The organism is Frischella perrara (assembly GCF_000807275.1).
GTDB classification, from domain to species: Bacteria; Pseudomonadota; Gammaproteobacteria; order Enterobacterales; family Orbaceae; genus Frischella; species Frischella perrara.
This window is the reverse complement of the sequence record NZ_CP009056.1, coordinates 1,884,035-1,902,117: the sequence shown is the minus strand read 5'-3', so window position 1 is coordinate 1,902,117 and position 18,083 is coordinate 1,884,035. Positions and strand designations below refer to the sequence as shown.

Below are 18,083 nucleotides of genomic sequence, written 5' to 3'. Positions count from 1 at the left end.
TTAATTATAATAGTTTATTTATTTTTTTGTATGTCTAAATGATTCGTAAATTTTCATTATTGGTCTGGATATATTATCTACATAATCTGGCATACATTATTATTTGGGATAATTCATTTATTGGATTTTTACTATCTTTATTAGGTATTATTAGGTATAACATGGCATAATTTGCTATTAAATTTATTTTCATTAGACAAATAACGAACATATGGCTTTAATTACATTACATGATGCTTATCTCTCTTTTAGTGACGCGCCACTTCTAGATCATGCCAACTTATCTATTGAACGTGGTGAAAGAGTTTGTTTAGTAGGTCGCAATGGGGCAGGTAAATCTACCTTATTAAAAATACTTAATCGAGAAATTCCCTTAGATGATGGGCAGATAATTGTAGAAAATGATATTGTTATTGCCCGTTTACAACAAGATCCTCCACGTAATATTGGTGGTACGGTTTATGACTTTGTAGCAGAGGGGTTACAAGATATTGCCGATTTACTTAAACAATATCACCATATGTCAAAGTTGATTGAAAATGATCCGAGTGACGATAATCTAACAAAATTAGCCCGTTTACAAGAACAGCTAGATATTAGAAATGGTTGGCAAATGGACAATCGTATTAATAATGTGCTGTCAGAATTGGATTTATCACCTGATAGTGAATTATCTAGTTTATCTGGAGGTTGGTTACGTAAAGCAGCATTAGCAAAAGCACTAGTTAATAAGCCTGATTTATTACTGTTAGATGAACCCACTAACCATTTAGATATTGATGCCATTGCTTGGTTAGAAGAGTTTTTAAAAGGATTTAGCGGAAGTATTGTATTTATATCACATGATCGTTCTTTTATTCGTCATATGGCAACACGAATTGTTGATCTTGATCGTGGTAATATCACATCTTGGCCTGGTGATTATGAACAATATCTACAAGCAAAAGAAGAAGCATTGCGCGTTGAAGAGTTACAAAATGCTGAATTTGATAAAAAGTTAGCACAAGAAGAGGTTTGGATACGTCAAGGTATTAAAGCTAGACGCACACGTAATGAAGGTCGGGTTCGAGCACTTAAGGCATTACGGCAGGAGTATGCGGAACGAAGACAAGTAATGGGGACAGCCAAACTGCAAATTGAAGAGGCGCTTCGTTCAGGTAAAATCATTTTTGATATTGAAAACGTCAGTTATCAGATAGGAAATAAGAAATTAGTCGATCACTTTACTGCGCAAATATTACGTGGTGATAAAATTGCATTAATTGGACCAAATGGAATCGGCAAATCGACGCTGATTAAATTGATGTTGCAAGAAATCACGCCTACTTCCGGTTCCATTCATAGTGGTACTAAATTAGAGGTCGCTTATTTTGATCAACATCGTGCTGATCTAGATCCAGATAAATCAGTAATGGATAATCTTGCTTATGGTAAACAAGAGGTAACCGTTAACGGACGTAGTCGTCATGTATTAGGTTATTTACAGGATTTTTTATTCCATCCAAAACGTGCTCGAACACCAGTCAGTGCTTTATCAGGTGGAGAAAAAAATCGTTTATTACTCGCAAAGCTTTTTCTTAAACCGAGTAATTTATTGATACTTGACGAACCAACGAATGATCTGGATATTGAAACTTTAGAACTACTTGAAGAGTTAATCAATGAATATAAAGGTACCGTTCTATTAGTAAGCCATGATAGACAATTTGTAGATAATGCTGTAAATCAATGCTGGTTTTTCGAAGGTGATGGAAAAATAGTTGCTTATCCGGGCGGATATTATGATGCTTACCAACAACAGCAAAATACCAGACCTGTTGAAAAAAATATCGAAAAAGTAGTTGAAACTGCTAAACCGGCAGCAAAGCCGGAAAATGTCAGAACGACTACGACCGCTAAACGTTTGAGCTATAAGCAAACACGGGAACTAGAAGCGTTACCTCAACGTATCGAACAATTAGAACAGGAATTAAGTCAATTACAACAGCAAATTACTGAACCAAGCTTTTTTGAACAGCCACATGAAATAACAAATAAAGTGTTAAGTGATATTGCAGACAAAGAACAAGCATTAGAACAAGCATTCAATTTATGGGAAGAACTTGAGGCAATCAAAAATTGTAGCAATTAATTCAATAATTGATGCTTTTACACATTTATTAAGGTAAGCTAGGTATAATAATTATTCAGTATATTGTTTTATCTAATTATTAACAGCATAAGTGTGGGGTTATTTATTGGTGATAATAAGGTAATTTTAGGGAAAAGATTACTTACTTGGAGTCAAAGTTAAGTTATTTATGGTATGCAATTCTGAATCAACCGTTCATTATGCCTTATGCTATCACTGTGATTTACTCAGTGAATTGCCGGCTATAACTAATCATTACAAAGCGATTTGTCCTCGTTGTCATACTCGTTTGGCACGAGGAAGTCTAAACATGAAACGCGACACAATTATTTATTCTGTATGTGCGTTAACCATGTTATTACTTGCTTGTTGTTTTATTTTCATCAATATTCGTGTTGTAGGAAATACCAATAATTTAAATCTTCTCAATATTTCTGACATCTTATACCAAGATAACTACGTTTCATTGGTACTTGTTTTTGTTTTATTTGTTCTTGTTTCGCCAGTGTTATTATTACTAATACAGATCATTGTATGTTGCGAACTGCCCTTATCGAAATTTCGTAAACGTGATTTGATGATTTTATATGATAAATTACAACATTGGACAATGTCGGAAATATTTATGGCCGGTGTATTAGTGAGTTTTGTTAAACTCACTAATTATGGCGATATAGGCATAAATCAAGCTTTTTGGGCATTTTGTTTATTTATTATCTGGCAACTTAAATCCACAATTACCTTCTCTACACGCCAAATTTGGGATGAAATTGCTAGTAATAATTTTGTTAAAACACCATTAGTAGCGGGAAAAATTGGTATTAGACAAAACATACGTTTATGCTTGTGTTGTCATGCAATTTTACCTGCTGAACAAGCTCACTGTCCACGCTGTAAACGAAAGGGTAAACTGCGAGAGCGAGATAAGCTACAGTGGACAATCGCATTATTAATTACTTCTTTTTTGCTCTATATTCCAGCCAATTTATTTGGCATTATGAATACGCTATTTTTAGGCTCTACATCCAGCTCAACCATTATTGATGGTGTTATTTATATGTGGCAAGAGGGTGATTATCCCGTTGCTTTAGTCATTTTTACCGCCAGTATTATCATTCCAGTGCTAAAAATTATCGCATTAACTTGGTTATGTTATTTCGTATTAGTCATTCGTCGTAAAACACGGAATGAGTGTATGAAAATGAGTCGGTTATATAAAATGGTCGAGTTTATAGGTCGCTGGTCAATGATTGATATTTTTGTTGTTGCTGTGATTTCAGCATTAATACGTAATGGTGAGTTGATTTCAGTTTATCCAGATATTGGTGCAGTTTTTTTTGCTGCGGTAGTAGTTATCACAATGATTGCTTCACATCTATATGATTCTCGGTTAATTTGGGATAGACATAAAGGTTAATCAGTGGAATAGGGCTACAATTGATAAACTGGTTTTGCCTATATATTCCATAAATTGCTGGAAAACTCATATTTACGTTTTGTTAAAACTTTTACTTATTTAACGCTAATTAGCGTTAACATTTACTTGGTTGCGTAACTATATTTAGGGGAACTATGTCATTATTAAAGCACAGATTGGCTAAAACGGTGAAAATCAATCGTATCTCGGCAATTTGGATCATTCCTATTGTTACCTTATGCATTGGGATATGGATGCTCTATAGTCATTTTTCACAACAGGGTAAAAGTGTCACACTATTAGCTCATGATGCAAGTAGTATTGTGGCGGGTAAAACCGTTATAAAAAGCCGTAGTGTTGATATTGGTATTGTCGAATCAGTGACATTAAGTGACGATTATAAAAAAGTAGTCATTCATGGTCGAATTAACAAAGAAATGGAACCATTAATAAAAAATGACTCTATTTTTTGGATTGTCAAACCACAAATTGGTCGAGCTGGTGTTACAGGGCTTGATACACTGTTATCAGGTGTTTACATTGAACTAGTAACGGGCAAAGATGAAGCCGGATTTAATGGTAAACCATTTACATTGTATGATACGCCGCCTTTAACCGCGCCAAATGAGGCAGGGATTCGAATTAATTTAGAAAGTAGTCAAAGCCGTGTTGTGCCAAGGGGCGCATCGGTATTATTTCGAGGATATCAAGTTGGTAATGTTGAGTCATCTAATTTCGATATTAAATTACGTAAAATGAAATATCAGTTATTTATCGCAAAACCTTTCGATAGCTTAGTAACACAAAACGTTCGATTCTGGAAAGAAGGGGGTGTGAATCTGTCATTATCTTCACAGGGTGCTAATTTAGACATACCTTCACTAGACGTAATTTTATCAGGTGGTGTTAGCTTTGATGTACCTGATGGTTCCAAATTTGGTGAGCAAGCAAAACAATTTGCCACTTATGAACTCTATCCAAATAAAAAATCTATTCAAGACTCCCAATATACTGATTATCATGAGTTCTTATTATTCTTCAATGATTCAATTTCTGGTCTTGATAAAGGTGCTCCTGTTGAATATCGTGGAATACGGATTGGTACTGTGAGTGAAGTTCCATTCTATACTAAACAAATTTTTGATACTAATCCTATTTCTAATCATAACATCCCTGTTCTAATTCGGATTGAGCCCGGACGTTTAAGTAATGTGATCGATAAGCCAGTTGATTTAGCGAGTATTATTATTAGAGAACAAAATAATGGTTTAAGGGCAGCCTTAAAATCGGCAAATTTTATAACTGGTTCGTTGTATGTTGATTTAAACTTCTACCCTAATTATCAAAACGAAGAGACTAATATTCAAAATCAGGAATATGGTTATGACACAATAAAAACAGTTCCAACTGGCTTGTCACAGTTGCAAGCTAAAATAATTCAAACGTTGGATAATCTTAATAATTTACCTTTAGATAAAACGGTTACGGAATTTAATCAGTCTTTGGAAAAAAGTCAGCAATTACTTGATTCATTAAATAGGCTTATTAACAGTAAAGATATACAGAATTTACCAAAAGAACTTAAAACAACGATTGATTCGCTTAATAAAACCTTACAAGGTATTCAACCAGGATCAACGTTACAAAATCAGTTACAGGCAGATTTGCAAAAGTTTGAAGAGATCATGAATCAGTTGTCTCCCGTATTGGAAACTCTAAATGATAAAAGTAACTCTTTAATCTTTGCTGCACCAAAAAAAGACGATCCACAACCAAAAGCTAGAGGTCATTAACCATGAAACGATTAATCATTTTGTCAGTTATATTTTTGATTGTTGGTTGTTCATCTTCGTTGCCAAATAAAACCTATTACCAACTAACGAGTGATTTTAGCGACAGTACGCGTTTGCAACCGCGCAAAGTAACAGACGTTATTTTTATTGATAATGTTAAAGTGGCGAATTACTTGGATAAAAATGGTATTGTTTATCAAATAGATAAGATTAAATATGTAACGGCCAATAATAACTTATGGTTAACACCGCTTTCAGATCAAATCAAGCAACGTTTGTTACAAGATTTATCGATCTTATTACCCAATTACTTGATTACTGCTCAACCTTCGCTTTCACCAAAAGCGAGTATAAAACTATATATTGAGAGTTTTCATGGGGTAGATACTGGCGATGCAGTAATTAAAGGTTATTGGCTTATCAGTAATACAAAGGGTGTCATTACTAAGCCGTTTGATTATACGTTACGTTTAGCCAATGATGGCTATACTGCATTAGTCAATACATTATCCTTAGGATGGCAAGAAGAAGAAATTGATTTAGTAAAAAATGTAAAGTTCTAATAAAAAAAGCGAGCTAATCAAGCTCGCTTTTTAATGATAAGATAGTTTAATCCTTCAAATTATTTTTCTATACTGATCTCAACACCATAATGAGCAAATTGTTGCTCGGTTAGCATGATTGGATGATGTATTCGGCAAGTCTCAACACAGACAAAATGTTGATAGCTGTTATCCTCAAGATCGTTCATTGCTTTAGATTTATCCGCCCATGGATTCCAGACGACAACATCACTATGTGAAAAATGATTAATTTTAATTTTGCGGTGACGATCGATAATATGATTAACAGAAGCAGGATGCGTATAGATACGGTCAACTTCTTGATTAAATGTCATTTCACCTGTCACTTTAGGTAAATTAACAGTTGATAATTTTTCTACATAATTGTCACCTAATCCATCCACACGAATAGAGTCGATATCACTAACACCATAATAAGTATGAAGAGCACTTGTTGCAGAAAAATCACCCCGACACATCAATTCAGCTTTACACGTTTTCCCCAATTGAAATTTCATTTCTAAATCAAATTTATGTGGCCAGACTTGTAAAGTTGTATCATTTTCACGAAGTGATAAAACGAGCTCAACACCTTCCTCCGTTTCAGCAACATTTTTCAAGTGCCAATCTGTTGTTCTGGCAAAACCATGAGCAGGGGTTAGTGTATTACCAAACCATGGCCAGCATACCGGCATACCGCCACGAATGGCTTTCCCTTTTTTAAATAAGGCTTTTTCACTTAACCAGACAACAGGAATATCCTCATTGGTTGGTTGCCAATAAAGTAAATGAGCACCCTGTAAAGAAATTGCTGCTTTGCAAAGAGGATGTGCTATCACCAATAATTGGTGTTCATCATAATGCACTTGGTTGATATGCTTACTAACAGATTTTAATTGATGATGACAATCTTGAATGGATTGAATAATCGACATGCTTATGCTCCAAAATAACTAGTATTAATGCGATTATTTTACCCTTTCTTTATTATTGATTAAACTATAATCTTATTAATTAACAGAGCACTTACTATTCACTTATATCAATTTATCCAGATATCAAATCAATGAAGTAGAATCTACTAAAATGGATTGATAAACCACATTAAATAAAGATAAAAAATCAACTATTGTCAAAGATGGCGAAGACAATAGTTGATAAAAAATAAAAAACACTAAATGTGGTAATACTATTGATGTTTGAACTTAATCAATGATGTACCATAATCCATAGGTGTCGTTGAAAAATAATGCGCAATTGTTTGACCTATATCAGCAAATGTTGGGCTTAGACCAAGATTTTTCGGCGGAACATTTGGGCTATATATTAATACCGGAATATGTTCACGCGTATGATCACTACCAGTCCAAGAAGGATCACAACCATGATCAGCGGTAATAATTAATAAATCATCATTTTCGACTAATGCTAACATTTCAGGTAAACGACGATCGAATAACTCAAGTGCTTCAGCATAACCTTGAATATTACGTCGGTGACCATAGTCAGAGTCGAAATTAACAAAATTAGTAAACACAATGGTATTATCTTTAGCTTGTTTAATTTCTTCAAGGCTTGCATCAAATAGTGCATCAATACCGGTAGCTTTGACTTTTTTCGTAATGCCAACATGAGCATAAATATCGGCAATTTTACCTATAGATACGACTTCACCTTGTTTTTCTTCAACCAGTTTTTGTAACACGGTTTTTGATGGCGGTTCAACAGCATAATCATGGCGATTACCTGTGCGTTCAAACTCGCCAGCTTTATTGCCAACAAATGGTCGAGCAATAACACGTCCGATGTTATATCCGCCATCAGTTAACTCTTTACGTGCAATTTCACAAAGTTCATACAAACGCTCTAAACCAAAGGTTTCTTCATGACAAGCAATTTGAAACACAGAATCAGAAGATGTATAAAAAATCGGTTTACCCGTTTTCATATGTTCTTCACCTAATTCATCTAATACTACTGTTCCAGATGAATGGCAATTACCTAAGTATCCCGGCAAATTCGCTTTTTTAACTAAATTATCAAGCAGTTCAGGTGGAAAACTGTTTTGTTTATCAAGGAAATATCCCCAATCAAATAAAACAGGTACACCCGCGATTTCCCAATGGCCTGATGGCGTATCTTTACCGGAGGATATCTCGGCCGCATAACCATACGAACCAATGATTTGGGCATCTTGATCTAAACCAATAGGAAAAATACCACTCGATTCTTCAGCAGCTTTACCTAAACCTAACTGACTTAAATGAGGTAAATAGAGTGGTTGTGGATGACCATCTGCATTTTTACGATGCTCGGCACACCACTGAGCAATGTGTCCTAAGGTATTGGCGCCGGCATCACCGAATTTATCAGCGTCAGGCGCTGAACCTATACCAAAGGAGTCTAATACCATAATAAATACTCTTTTCATAATGCATTATCTCTATTATTTTAGAATGAAACTCAAAGTGATTTTATAATTTGTATCCGTTGTTATTGCAAGCAATCTTACTGATAGGCTTTAATATTGTTTTGATGGCAAAAAGCCAAATACTCATCACTAATATGATCACTAATAAGCATATCAAAATCGGATAAAACGCCAAAATAAGCCGCTTTTAATTCATCAAATTTGCTACTATCTGCTACTAAAATGGTAGTATTTGATTTATTTATAGCTTTCTTCTTCCAGTTAACTTCATGTAAATTAAAACAGGTAATTCCCTTAAAACTGATACCTGCGGCGGAAATAAATGATTTTGATGGACAAATGATATCTAAAGGCGATTGTTCAATAATCGGAGTAAAAATAGCATTATCAACTTCAAATTGACCACCGCAAAGAATCACATTGCAATTTTCGTGTTTTTGTAAAGTAACAAACACATTTAGAGAATAACAAACACCCGTAAAATGAATATGTTCAGGGATGTTTTCAATAATATAAGGGGTGGTTGTACCGCAATCAAAAAAGACAATATCATTATTTTGAACTAAACTTGCTGCTAATCGACCAATATGTTTTTTTTCAATCACATGGCGTTGTTGTTGCTGCGAAACAAAATAATGTGAGATAGGGTCTTGATCTTTACTTTTAACAATATAACCACCCAATAAATTCAGCGGAGAACAATGACTATCATTAATATCACGCCGTATTGTCATTTCTGACACATTTAGATGCTTTGCTGCATCTTTAACATGTAGACTAACGCTGCCGGAAACTAATTCAACTAATTTTTGTAATCGTTCTTCTCGCTTGCTCATATTTAATTATCTTAATATATAGAATTAATAACTACTGTTGGACTTTAAGCCAGATACAATTGAAACACCGGAGCTACTGCCTAAACGTGTTGCTCCTGCGCTAATCATTGCTTCGGCCGTTTCTTTATCACGCACACCGCCAGAAGCTTTAACACCTAGTTTTGCTCCCACGGTTTCACGCATTAAGCGAACGTCTTCAACGGTTGCGCCACCAGAACTAAAACCAGTCGATGTTTTAACAAATTCAACGTCAAGATCACGGCAAATTTCACATACTTGTTTAATTTCATCTTTTGTTAATAAACAAGTTTCTAAAATCACTTTTAATAATGCACCTTTAGCCGCAGTCGCAGCTTTAACTTGGCGAATATCATCAATAAATGCATCCATAGCGTGGCTTTTTAATAAACCCACATTAATTACCATGTCAATTTCATTAGCACCAGCTTCAATAGCGGCATTGGTTTCAAATACTTTAACTGAAGTTAAGCAAGCACCTAAAGGGAAACCAATTACGGAACAGGTTTTTACATCCGAGCCTGCTAATAACTTAGATACGAGTGGTACATAACAAGAATTTACACAGACAGAGAAAAAGTGATGTTCAATAGCTTGCTCACAAATTTGTTTGATTTCAGCTTCAGTGGCATCCATTTTTAACAAAGTATGGTCAATATATTTAGCTAAATTAGTAGCTTGAGAAGTCATAATTTATTATCTCCTTAAAAATCTCTTAAAGAAGTTGTCCTATAGATTGTTAATATATTAACATAAATGGTTAATTTTATAACTTTTTAAATCATTAATTGTGATATAAATTACAAATTCATGATTTTGACTAACAATTAACTTCACTTTAGTTTAAAATATTGTGATTTTAATAACATTTATTGAGGTAAAAATGAAGTATCTAATCGGTGTGGTCAGTATTCTCGTTATTCTGCTCTTAGCATGGATAGCGAGCTTTAATCGTAATAAGGTGCGTTATAAACCGATTTTGGTGATGTTAGTCGTACAAGTTATTTTAACCTTTATTTTATTAAATACCTCTTTTGGCCAATTTTTAATTGGTGGTATTACTACAGGATTCAATTATTTGTTAGGTTATGCACAACAAGGAGTTGATTTTGTATTCGGTGGGATGGTTAATGTTGATGCTGAAGGTAATCATGGTTTCACCTTTTTTATTAACGTGTTGCTACCAATTGTCTTTATTTCAGCTCTCATTGGTATTTTGCAATATTTCCGCATAATGTCGATAGTAATTAAAGGCTTAGGTTATGTCATTAGTAAAATAAATGGCATGGGGAAATTAGAGTCATATAATGCCGTTGCAGCATTAATCTTAGGTCAACAAGAAGTATTCATTTCAATCAAAAAACAACTCGATCATCTCCCCGAAAAACGGTTATACACTTTATGCACTTCAGCTATGTCTACCGTATCAATGGCGATTATTGGTGCGTATATGAATATTCTTAACCCACAATATGTTGTAATTGCTGTTATTTTAAACTTATTTGGTGGCTTTATTATTGCCTCAATCATCAATCCGTATCTTGTGGATCACCGGGATGAAGAAATAGAATTTAAAGAAGAAAAACGGCAAGCCTTTTTTCAAATGTTAGGTGAATACATCATTGATGGATTTAAAGTTGCCGTTATAGTGGGAGCGATGCTGATTGGATTTATTGCTTTAATTGCAATGGTTAATGGTATTTTTGCCGCAATTTTCCAAGTAACATTTGTACACGTATTAGGTTACTTATTTTCACCTTTTGCCTTTTTAATCGGTGTACCATGGAATGAATGTGTCTTAGCCGGTGAAGTAATGGCAACTAAATTATTAACAAATGAATTTGCTGCGATGACTTTATTTGCTGACAATGTTGGTAAATTCTCTGAACACAGCCAAGCAGTAATTTCTGTATTTTTAGTGTCATTTGCTAACTTTTCATCAATTGGAATCATTTCTGGTGCATTAAAGGCGTTAAATGAAAAACAAGGTTATGCTATTGCTAAGCATGGTTTAAGACTGCTTTATGGCGCGTCACTTGTTAGTTTACTAAGTGCAACAATTGTTGGTCTAATTTTTGGGCTCCAATTTTAAGGAATCTCTATGAAAATAATAAAATTGAGTTTACTTATTTCACTTATGATGAATATGGCTTTTGCCAGTACGGTTGATTTACGAATCTTAGAAACATCAGATGTCCATGCCAATATGATGGACTATGATTTTTATAAAGATGATTACACTGCGCGATTTGGGTTTGCACGAACCGCTTCACTTATACGGCAAATGCAAAGTGAAGTAAAAAACAGTGTACTAGTTGATAATGGGGATCTTATACAAGGAAGCCCTATGGGAGATTGGGCTTATAGCAGTCAATTAGAAAATGATGCTATTCATCCAGCACAAAAGGCTTTAAATGAAATGCACTATACGGTAGGAGGATTAGGAAATCATGAGTTTAATTATGGTTTACCATTCTTAAATAAAGCAATTGCCGGTGCTAAATTCCCTTATATTAATGCCAATATTTTTGATGCAAAAACCGATAAACCCTACTTTACACCCTATGTTATCTTAAATACCCCAGTGATTGATCGCGAAGGCAATCAACAATACTTAAAAATTGGTTATATTAGTTTTGTACCGCCTCAAGTGATGGAATGGGACAAAAATAATCTAGCGGGTAAAGTCTATGCTAAAGATATTGTTGAAACCGCAAAAAGTTATGTTCCCCAAATGAAAGCAGAAGGGGCTGACATAATATTTGCCATTGCTCATTCAGGTTTATCTTCTGATCCTTATAAATTAATGGCAGAAAATTCAGTTTATTATTTAAGTACTGTTAAAGATATAGATGCCATATTATTTGGTCACACTCATAGTGTATTTCCGGGTAAAACCTTTGCAAATATTGCCGGTGTCGATAATCAAAATGGACGTGTAAATGGGATTCCAGCAGTCATGCCCGGACAATGGGGAGATCATTTAGGTGTAATTGATCTCACACTTGAACAACGGGAAGGTCGTTGGCAGGTAACGCAATCAAAATCAATTGCAAAACCGATTTTTGATACGGTTGAAAATAAACCATTAGTTGATGCTGATCCGGTTATTAGGAAGGTATTAGCCGATGATTTTAAACAAACTCGAGACTATATGGGACGAGTGATTGGTCAATCTTCCGGAGATTTATTCAGTGTATTAGCATTGGTTCAAGATGATCCAACAATACAAGTAATTAATAATGCTCAAATTGACTATATTAAGTACTTTATTCAGGGTGACCCAGATTTAGCTGATTTACCGATCATTTCTGCTGTAGCTCCATTTAAGGCAGGTTCACGTAAAAATGATCCAACAGCCTATATTGAAATACCAAAAGGTGAACTTAGCGTTAAAAGTGTTGCTGATCTCTATGTTTATGCCAATACACTTGCTGCTGTTAAAATTAGTGGTGCCAATGTAAAAGAATGGTTGGAATGCACAGCAGGGCTATTTAATCAAGTCGATATTCATAGCACTCAACCTCAATATATTATAAATTGGGAAAAATTCCGTTTATATAACTTTGATATTATTGATGGCGGTATTCGCTATGCGATTGATATCACACAACCTCCACGCTATGATGAAAACTGTAAATTAATCAATCCAAATTCACAACGAATTAAAAATTTAACATTTAATAATAAACCGATTGATCCGCAACAAAATTTTATTTTAGCATCGAATAATTATCGGGCATTGACAGGCATATTTCCTGGTTCAGGTGAACAAAATGTTGTCATTAATTCGCCTGATCCTGTAAAAGAGATTCTAGCGCGTTATATTGAAAAAACGACTCAACAATATGGGCAAGTGAACGTAGAGCCTGATAATAATTGGCATTTAAAACCAATTAAAAGTCCAGTTAAACTTGATTTAAGAATTGAGACATCGCCAACATCTTTGGCTAAAAATTATATTGATAACCACTCACACTATCCGATGATTTATCTGAATAACGATAACGTCGGTTATGCGGTTTATCAAATTAACTTACAAACTGAAAAATAGATTACAGAGGACATTACGAATGAGAATGGTAGATATTATTGCCAAAAAACGAGACGGGCATGAACTCACCACTGCAGAAATTGATTTTTTTATTAAAGGTTATACTGCAGGTACGATTCCAGATTATCAAGCGAGTGCATTGGCGATGGCAATCTATTTTAAAGATATGACGGATCGCGAACGTGCTGATTTGACAATGGCGATGGTTAATTCAGGTGAAACTATAGACCTTTCAGCAATCAAAGGTATAAAAGTTGATAAACACTCAACTGGTGGGGTTGGTGATACAACGACTTTAGTACTAGCACCATTAGTCGCCGCTCTAGATATTCCTGTAGCTAAGATGTCTGGACGTGGGTTAGGTCACACAGGCGGAACTACCGATAAATTAGATTCTATAGCTGGTTTTCAAACTGAAATTACTAAAGAAGATTTTATTCGACTAGTGAATGATGACAAAGTTGCTGTAATTGGTCAAACGGGTAACTTAACGCCGGCGGATAAAAAACTATATGCATTACGTGATGTTACAGGTACCGTTAATAGTATCCCACTTATAGCTAGTTCAATTATGAGTAAGAAAATTGCAGCTGGCAGTGATGCCATTGTATTAGATGTGAAAACGGGTGCGGGCGCCTTTATGAAAACCATTGATGAAGCTAAACAACTTGCTAATGCAATGGTAAAAATTGGTAATAATGTTGGTCGTCGTACCATGGCAATTATTTCCGATATGTCACAACCTTTAGGATTTGCAATTGGTAATGCGCTAGAAGTGAAAGAAGCAATTGATACTCTAAAAGGTAAAGGTCCTGCTGATCTTCATGAACTCGTGCTAACTCTAGGTAGTCAAATGGTGGTGTTAGCTAACGGTGCTGATACATTAGAAGAAGCTAGAGCACGTTTAGAAGAAGTGATGTACAACGGCAAAGCGATTGAAAAATTTAAAGTCATGTTAAAAAATCAAGGTGGTGATGCATCGGTTGTTGATCAACCAGAAAAACTCCCTGAGGCTAAATTTAAAATCGAATTACCTGCATTGCAAGCTGGTTATATTTCAGAAATAGTCGCCGATGAAATCGGTATTGCTGCAATGCAACTTGGTGCCGGTCGAGCAACGAAAGAAGATAGCATTGATGTCTCTGTTGGATTGATGTTACATAAAAAAGTGGGTGATCGTGTCGAACAAGGTGAGTCATTACTTACTATTCATAGCAATCGAGAAGATATTGATGCAATTAAGCAAAAATTATATGACAATATCAAAATTTCAGATCAAGCTGAAAAGCTTCAATTAATTTACTCTGTTATTACAGAATAACTTTAATAATCATCTATCGAATTAAATCATTTTGATTTAATTCGATAGCCTTCCATTACTCATACCTTATAGCTAAAAATTGCTCTTTCGTTATTATCCTATTAATGGTTATATAAATCTCAGAATAATAATAGAATAAATAATGATTTATGTTGTTTGGATTATCTGTTTAATGTAATATGTAGCCAGAATTAGAAGTGTAAGTAAAATAGATAGCTTGTTGAAAAAATGTGTAAAACAATTTCATATTTGATATTTATCAAAGATTAAAGTTATAGCGATACTGAACTTCAAAAATTGAAATTGATAAGGCAATCTATATTGATGATGCGCTATTTAGTTTCATTAAATTTAAACAAATAATAAGAATAAAATAGTATATGACGATATCCATAAACTCAATTCTTAATAATATTCTGATCCAATTTAACTAAAGTGGATAATACATTGTTAGCTGTAGAAATACATAAATAAATCTTATGTAATAACATCATGATTATTCGAATTTTGAATAATCGTTCTCTCTAATCATTAATATGAATATTTATAAGAAAATTAAAGAGTTTCCAACATTTGAATGAAGTTTAGACAAATCAGTTAAATACCCTTGTTTTTTATGATAACAAGAGAAATCGTCATTCATTAAGTGGTACAGATAAGGAATACGAATTGAAAACATAACCACTTTTTTTGGAGAGAAGAAGAATAATGAGAGAAACATTTCGTGAATATTATCCCTTATCGCGAGAAGAGCATAAATTAATTTGGAATAAGGCTATCATTGTTTTTGATACAAATGTGTTATTAAATTTTTATCGATATTCACCAAATACATTCCAAACCTTCAGTAAAATATTAAACATGTTATCTAATAAAATCTGGATACCTTTTCAAGTTGCTGAAGAAGTACATGCTTACAGATTAAGTGTGATTGATAATCAAATTAAAATCTATTACGAATACAGGAAAAAATTGGATAAACTTCAAAAAGATTTTGAAAACGAAATTAAAAGCCCCTTTATATCCAAATTATTATTGTCTGAGACCAAAGATGGATTTAATAAAATAAAAGAAGAACTTCTTGTAAAAGAGCAATTTTTCAAGAATTTAATCCAAAATGATAATATTCTTGATACGATTTCAAATATTTTTGATAAAAAAATTGGTCGTCCTTTGTCTAAACAGGAATTTCAAACAATACTGATTAAAGAAGGAGAAAAAAGATTTGATAACAAATCGTTAGCTCTTTTTATGAATGATAATAGTACTAGTAGTGATCGTTACAATGATCTTATGTTATGGTTTCAGCTCATTAATAAAGCACAGAGTGATAAATGCCCGATTTTATTTATTACAGATGATATTAAAAATAATTGGTGGATTCAAAATGAAAGTAAAACATTTTCACCTGATTATAATCTGTTACGTGAGTTTTATAATATGACTGGTGAATTATTCTATATGTATCGGGCATTTAACTTTTTAGAATATGCTAAAACGCTGACAAAAGTTGGTGACATTGATGAGACTGTAATGAATGAAGTGAAACAATTTTCTTCAAATGAACAAATGATATATATTGAAATTAAAAATGATAAAAATAAAGACTTGAACCAATTATTAGAAATGATAACCAATGATGGATATGAAATTTTCCAACAAAATAGTAAAAATGACATCGTCATTTTACAAATAATATTGCCAAATATGAATGATATTTTTGAAATTTTTAGTAGTAAATTAAAAACTTTCTCTTCTTTAACCAATATAGAAATTCTTCATGTCTCCTCTGTCGTAAGCAGATCGATTGAAGAATAATTATCGTATTTAATTTGCATTTTTGTCCATTTGACAAGTTTTATAAACTCTTATACTAACTTGTCAAATGGTAATAGGTTTGAATGTTAAAAAAGTTAGTTTTGTGAAATTATAATGATTGCCTGTTTTTAAATTTTCAATTCATTAAATAACTTATATGAATCACTTACTGTGATTAACCGTTCCTTTATCTTCCTAACAATCCCATTACAATTTTGCTATATTTGATATATAATTACTAATATTTGAGTTTGTTATTCAACACTCGTCGTTTCAATAATAACTTATTGTTTAATTAAAATATTTACCACTTGCTAACAAGGAAAATTATGACTGATTTTTCTCAATCAGTGCCAGAACTCGTCTCTTGGGCAAAAAAAAATGATTTTTCGATCTCGCTACCGCCGGAAAGACTAGCGTTTTTGCTTGCCATTGCAGCACTTAATGGTGAGCGATTTGATGGTGAAATGAGTGAGGCAGAATTAGTCGATGCCTTTCGTCATGTTACCAAAGCATTTGAACAAAGTAATGATACAGTAACGATACGATCAAATAATGCAATAAATGATTTGGTTCGCCAGCGTTTAATTAATCGATTTACCAGTGAAATTAACGATGGTTTAGCGATATATCGTCTTACACCTTTAGGTATTGGTATAAGTGATTATTACATTCGTCAACGTGAATTTTCTTCACTTCGTTTATCCCTACAACTTTCAATTGTTGCGCAAGAATTAAAACGTGCAGCTGATGCGGCATTAGAAGGTGGGGATGAAATGCACTGGCACCGAAATGTATTTGCGCCATTAAAGTACTCAGTTGCTGAGATTTTTGATAGCATTGATATGACTCAGCGAATTATGGATGAACAGCAAAGAGCAGTTAAACAAGATATTGCTGCATTACTCAGTCAAGACTGGCAATTAGCTATTTCTAATTGTGAAAAGCTGTTATCTGAAACCTCTTATACTCTACGTGAATTACAAGATACACTTGAAGCAGCCGGTGATAAATTACAAGCAAGTTTATTACTCATTCAAGATGCAACATTAGGGGATCTAAGTTTAGAGAAAATCGGTAACGTTGTTATAGATCTTCAAAGTAAACTTGATCGCATCATGGGATGGGGACAACAAGCGATTGATCTATGGATAGGTTATGATCGCCATGTACACAAATTTATTCGCACGGCAATTGATTTGGATAAAAATCGTGTCTTTTCTCAACGCTTACGTCGCTCTATTCAAAGTTATTTCAATGCACCGTGGACTTTAACCTTCGCTAATGCAGAACGCTTATTAGATATGCGCGATGAAGAGTTGGCATTACAAGATGCTGATGTGACAGGCGAATTACCACCCGAACTTGAATTTGAAAGCATTGAGCAAATACAAGAACATATTATTGCTCATATTGAACAAAATCTATTGAGATTTAAAGAGCAAAGTTTGCCTCTTGATATCAGCCAGGCAATTTATCAATATTTATCTCAATTTCCACGTGAGCAGCATTTCGATATTGCACGATTATTTATCGATCAAGCGATCCGATTAGGGATCTCCGATGCTGATTTAGCAGGATTACCTGCTGAATGGAAACCAATTAACGATTATGGAGCTAAGGTACAAGCACATGTCATCAATACATACTGAACAACCTGATCATCAGCATGCATCTTCACTTAACGATGCTCATGATCGT

13 protein-coding genes are annotated in these 18,083 nt (G+C 33.8%); 9 read left to right on the top strand and 4 right to left on the bottom strand.

What is annotated here, in order from left to right; translation table 11 throughout:
- The first annotated feature begins 211 nt into the window (after positions 1-211).
- The 4 genes from FPB0191_RS08260 to FPB0191_RS08245 all read left to right on the top strand — a co-directional run bounded on the left by FPB0191_RS08260 (position 212) and on the right by FPB0191_RS08245 (position 5,904).
- Positions 212-2,131: an ABC transporter ATP-binding protein gene (locus tag FPB0191_RS08260; RefSeq protein ID WP_039105274.1), complete on the top strand. Its 1,920-nt coding sequence runs from the start codon at positions 212-214 to the stop codon at positions 2,129-2,131.
- Positions 2,132-2,300: 169 nt separating this feature from the next.
- Positions 2,301-3,548, top strand: a complete 1,248-nt coding sequence (locus FPB0191_RS08255) for a PqiA/YebS family transporter subunit (RefSeq protein ID WP_039105273.1) — start codon at positions 2,301-2,303, stop codon at positions 3,546-3,548.
- A gap of 155 nt (positions 3,549-3,703) precedes the next feature.
- Positions 3,704-5,341 (top strand): intermembrane transport protein PqiB, encoded by a 1,638-nt coding sequence (gene pqiB, locus FPB0191_RS08250; RefSeq protein WP_039105272.1) that lies wholly within the window; start codon positions 3,704-3,706, stop codon positions 5,339-5,341.
- Between the two features lie 2 nt (positions 5,342-5,343).
- Positions 5,344-5,904, top strand: a complete 561-nt coding sequence (locus tag FPB0191_RS08245) for a PqiC family protein (RefSeq protein ID WP_039105271.1) — start codon at positions 5,344-5,346, stop codon at positions 5,902-5,904.
- Between the two features lie 59 nt (positions 5,905-5,963).
- Here FPB0191_RS08245 and FPB0191_RS08240 read toward each other — a convergent pair whose 3' ends face one another.
- From FPB0191_RS08240 to deoC, 4 genes are all read right to left on the bottom strand, one after another.
- A complete protein-coding gene (locus FPB0191_RS08240; protein ID WP_052236882.1) occupies positions 5,964-6,839 on the bottom strand; it encodes a D-hexose-6-phosphate mutarotase in 876 nt (291 codons plus the stop codon).
- Positions 6,840-7,093: 254 nt separating this feature from the next.
- Positions 7,094-8,335: a phosphopentomutase gene (locus tag FPB0191_RS08235; protein ID WP_039105270.1), complete on the bottom strand. Its 1,242-nt coding sequence runs from the start codon at positions 8,333-8,335 to the stop codon at positions 7,094-7,096.
- A gap of 77 nt (positions 8,336-8,412) precedes the next feature.
- A complete protein-coding gene (gene deoR, locus FPB0191_RS08230; RefSeq protein WP_039105269.1) occupies positions 8,413-9,171 on the bottom strand; it encodes a DNA-binding transcriptional repressor DeoR in 759 nt (252 codons plus the stop codon).
- 24 nt (positions 9,172-9,195) lie between these two features.
- Positions 9,196-9,879 carry a deoxyribose-phosphate aldolase gene (gene deoC, locus FPB0191_RS08225; protein ID WP_039105267.1) on the bottom strand — a complete coding sequence of 228 codons (684 nt, stop codon included), beginning with the start codon at positions 9,877-9,879 and terminating at the stop codon, positions 9,196-9,198.
- A gap of 193 nt (positions 9,880-10,072) precedes the next feature.
- Here deoC and FPB0191_RS08220 point away from each other — a divergent pair, with 193 nt between their 5' ends.
- The 5 genes from FPB0191_RS08220 to mukF all read left to right on the top strand — a co-directional run bounded on the left by FPB0191_RS08220 (position 10,073) and on the right by mukF (position 18,034).
- Positions 10,073-11,281 carry a NupC/NupG family nucleoside CNT transporter gene (locus FPB0191_RS08220; protein ID WP_039105265.1) on the top strand — a complete coding sequence of 403 codons (1,209 nt, stop codon included), beginning with the start codon at positions 10,073-10,075 and terminating at the stop codon, positions 11,279-11,281.
- 9 nt (positions 11,282-11,290) lie between these two features.
- Positions 11,291-13,243: a bifunctional 2',3'-cyclic-nucleotide 2'-phosphodiesterase/3'-nucleotidase gene (locus FPB0191_RS08215; RefSeq protein WP_110021836.1), complete on the top strand. Its 1,953-nt coding sequence runs from the start codon at positions 11,291-11,293 to the stop codon at positions 13,241-13,243.
- Positions 13,244-13,262: 19 nt separating this feature from the next.
- On the top strand, positions 13,263-14,564 hold the full coding sequence (locus tag FPB0191_RS08210) for a pyrimidine-nucleoside phosphorylase (protein ID WP_039105263.1): 1,302 nt from the start codon (positions 13,263-13,265) through the stop codon (positions 14,562-14,564).
- 708 nt (positions 14,565-15,272) lie between these two features.
- Positions 15,273-16,382, top strand: coding sequence for a PIN-like domain-containing protein (locus tag FPB0191_RS08205; RefSeq protein WP_039105261.1), 1,110 nt, complete (start codon positions 15,273-15,275; stop codon positions 16,380-16,382).
- A gap of 329 nt (positions 16,383-16,711) precedes the next feature.
- The gene (mukF, locus tag FPB0191_RS08200) at positions 16,712-18,034 is read left to right on the top strand and encodes a chromosome partition protein MukF (protein ID WP_039105259.1); all 1,323 of its coding nucleotides are present in this window, start codon (positions 16,712-16,714) and stop codon (positions 18,032-18,034) included.
- The last annotated feature ends 49 nt before the right edge of the window (positions 18,035-18,083 follow it).

Excerpts from the sequence above, each read along its gene's own strand:
- FPB0191_RS08260 (WP_039105274.1), top strand. The coding sequence starts at position 212 with ATGGCTTTAATTACATTACATGATGCTTATCTCTCTTTTAGTGACGCG.
- FPB0191_RS08255 (WP_039105273.1), top strand. The coding sequence starts at position 2,301 with ATGGTATGCAATTCTGAATCAACCGTTCATTATGCCTTATGCTATCAC.
- pqiB (WP_039105272.1), top strand. The coding sequence starts at position 3,704 with ATGTCATTATTAAAGCACAGATTGGCTAAAACGGTGAAAATCAATCGT.
- FPB0191_RS08245 (WP_039105271.1), top strand. The coding sequence starts at position 5,344 with ATGAAACGATTAATCATTTTGTCAGTTATATTTTTGATTGTTGGTTGT.
- FPB0191_RS08240 (WP_052236882.1), bottom strand. The coding sequence starts at position 6,839 with ATGTCGATTATTCAATCCATTCAAGATTGTCATCATCAATTAAAATCT.
- FPB0191_RS08235 (WP_039105270.1), bottom strand. The coding sequence starts at position 8,335 with ATGAAAAGAGTATTTATTATGGTATTAGACTCCTTTGGTATAGGTTCA.
- deoR (WP_039105269.1), bottom strand. The coding sequence starts at position 9,171 with ATGAGCAAGCGAGAAGAACGATTACAAAAATTAGTTGAATTAGTTTCC.
- deoC (WP_039105267.1), bottom strand. The coding sequence starts at position 9,879 with ATGACTTCTCAAGCTACTAATTTAGCTAAATATATTGACCATACTTTG.
- FPB0191_RS08220 (WP_039105265.1), top strand. The coding sequence starts at position 10,073 with ATGAAGTATCTAATCGGTGTGGTCAGTATTCTCGTTATTCTGCTCTTA.
- FPB0191_RS08215 (WP_110021836.1), top strand. The coding sequence starts at position 11,291 with ATGAAAATAATAAAATTGAGTTTACTTATTTCACTTATGATGAATATG.
- FPB0191_RS08210 (WP_039105263.1), top strand. The coding sequence starts at position 13,263 with ATGAGAATGGTAGATATTATTGCCAAAAAACGAGACGGGCATGAACTC.
- FPB0191_RS08205 (WP_039105261.1), top strand. The coding sequence starts at position 15,273 with ATGAGAGAAACATTTCGTGAATATTATCCCTTATCGCGAGAAGAGCAT.
- mukF (WP_039105259.1), top strand. The coding sequence starts at position 16,712 with ATGACTGATTTTTCTCAATCAGTGCCAGAACTCGTCTCTTGGGCAAAA.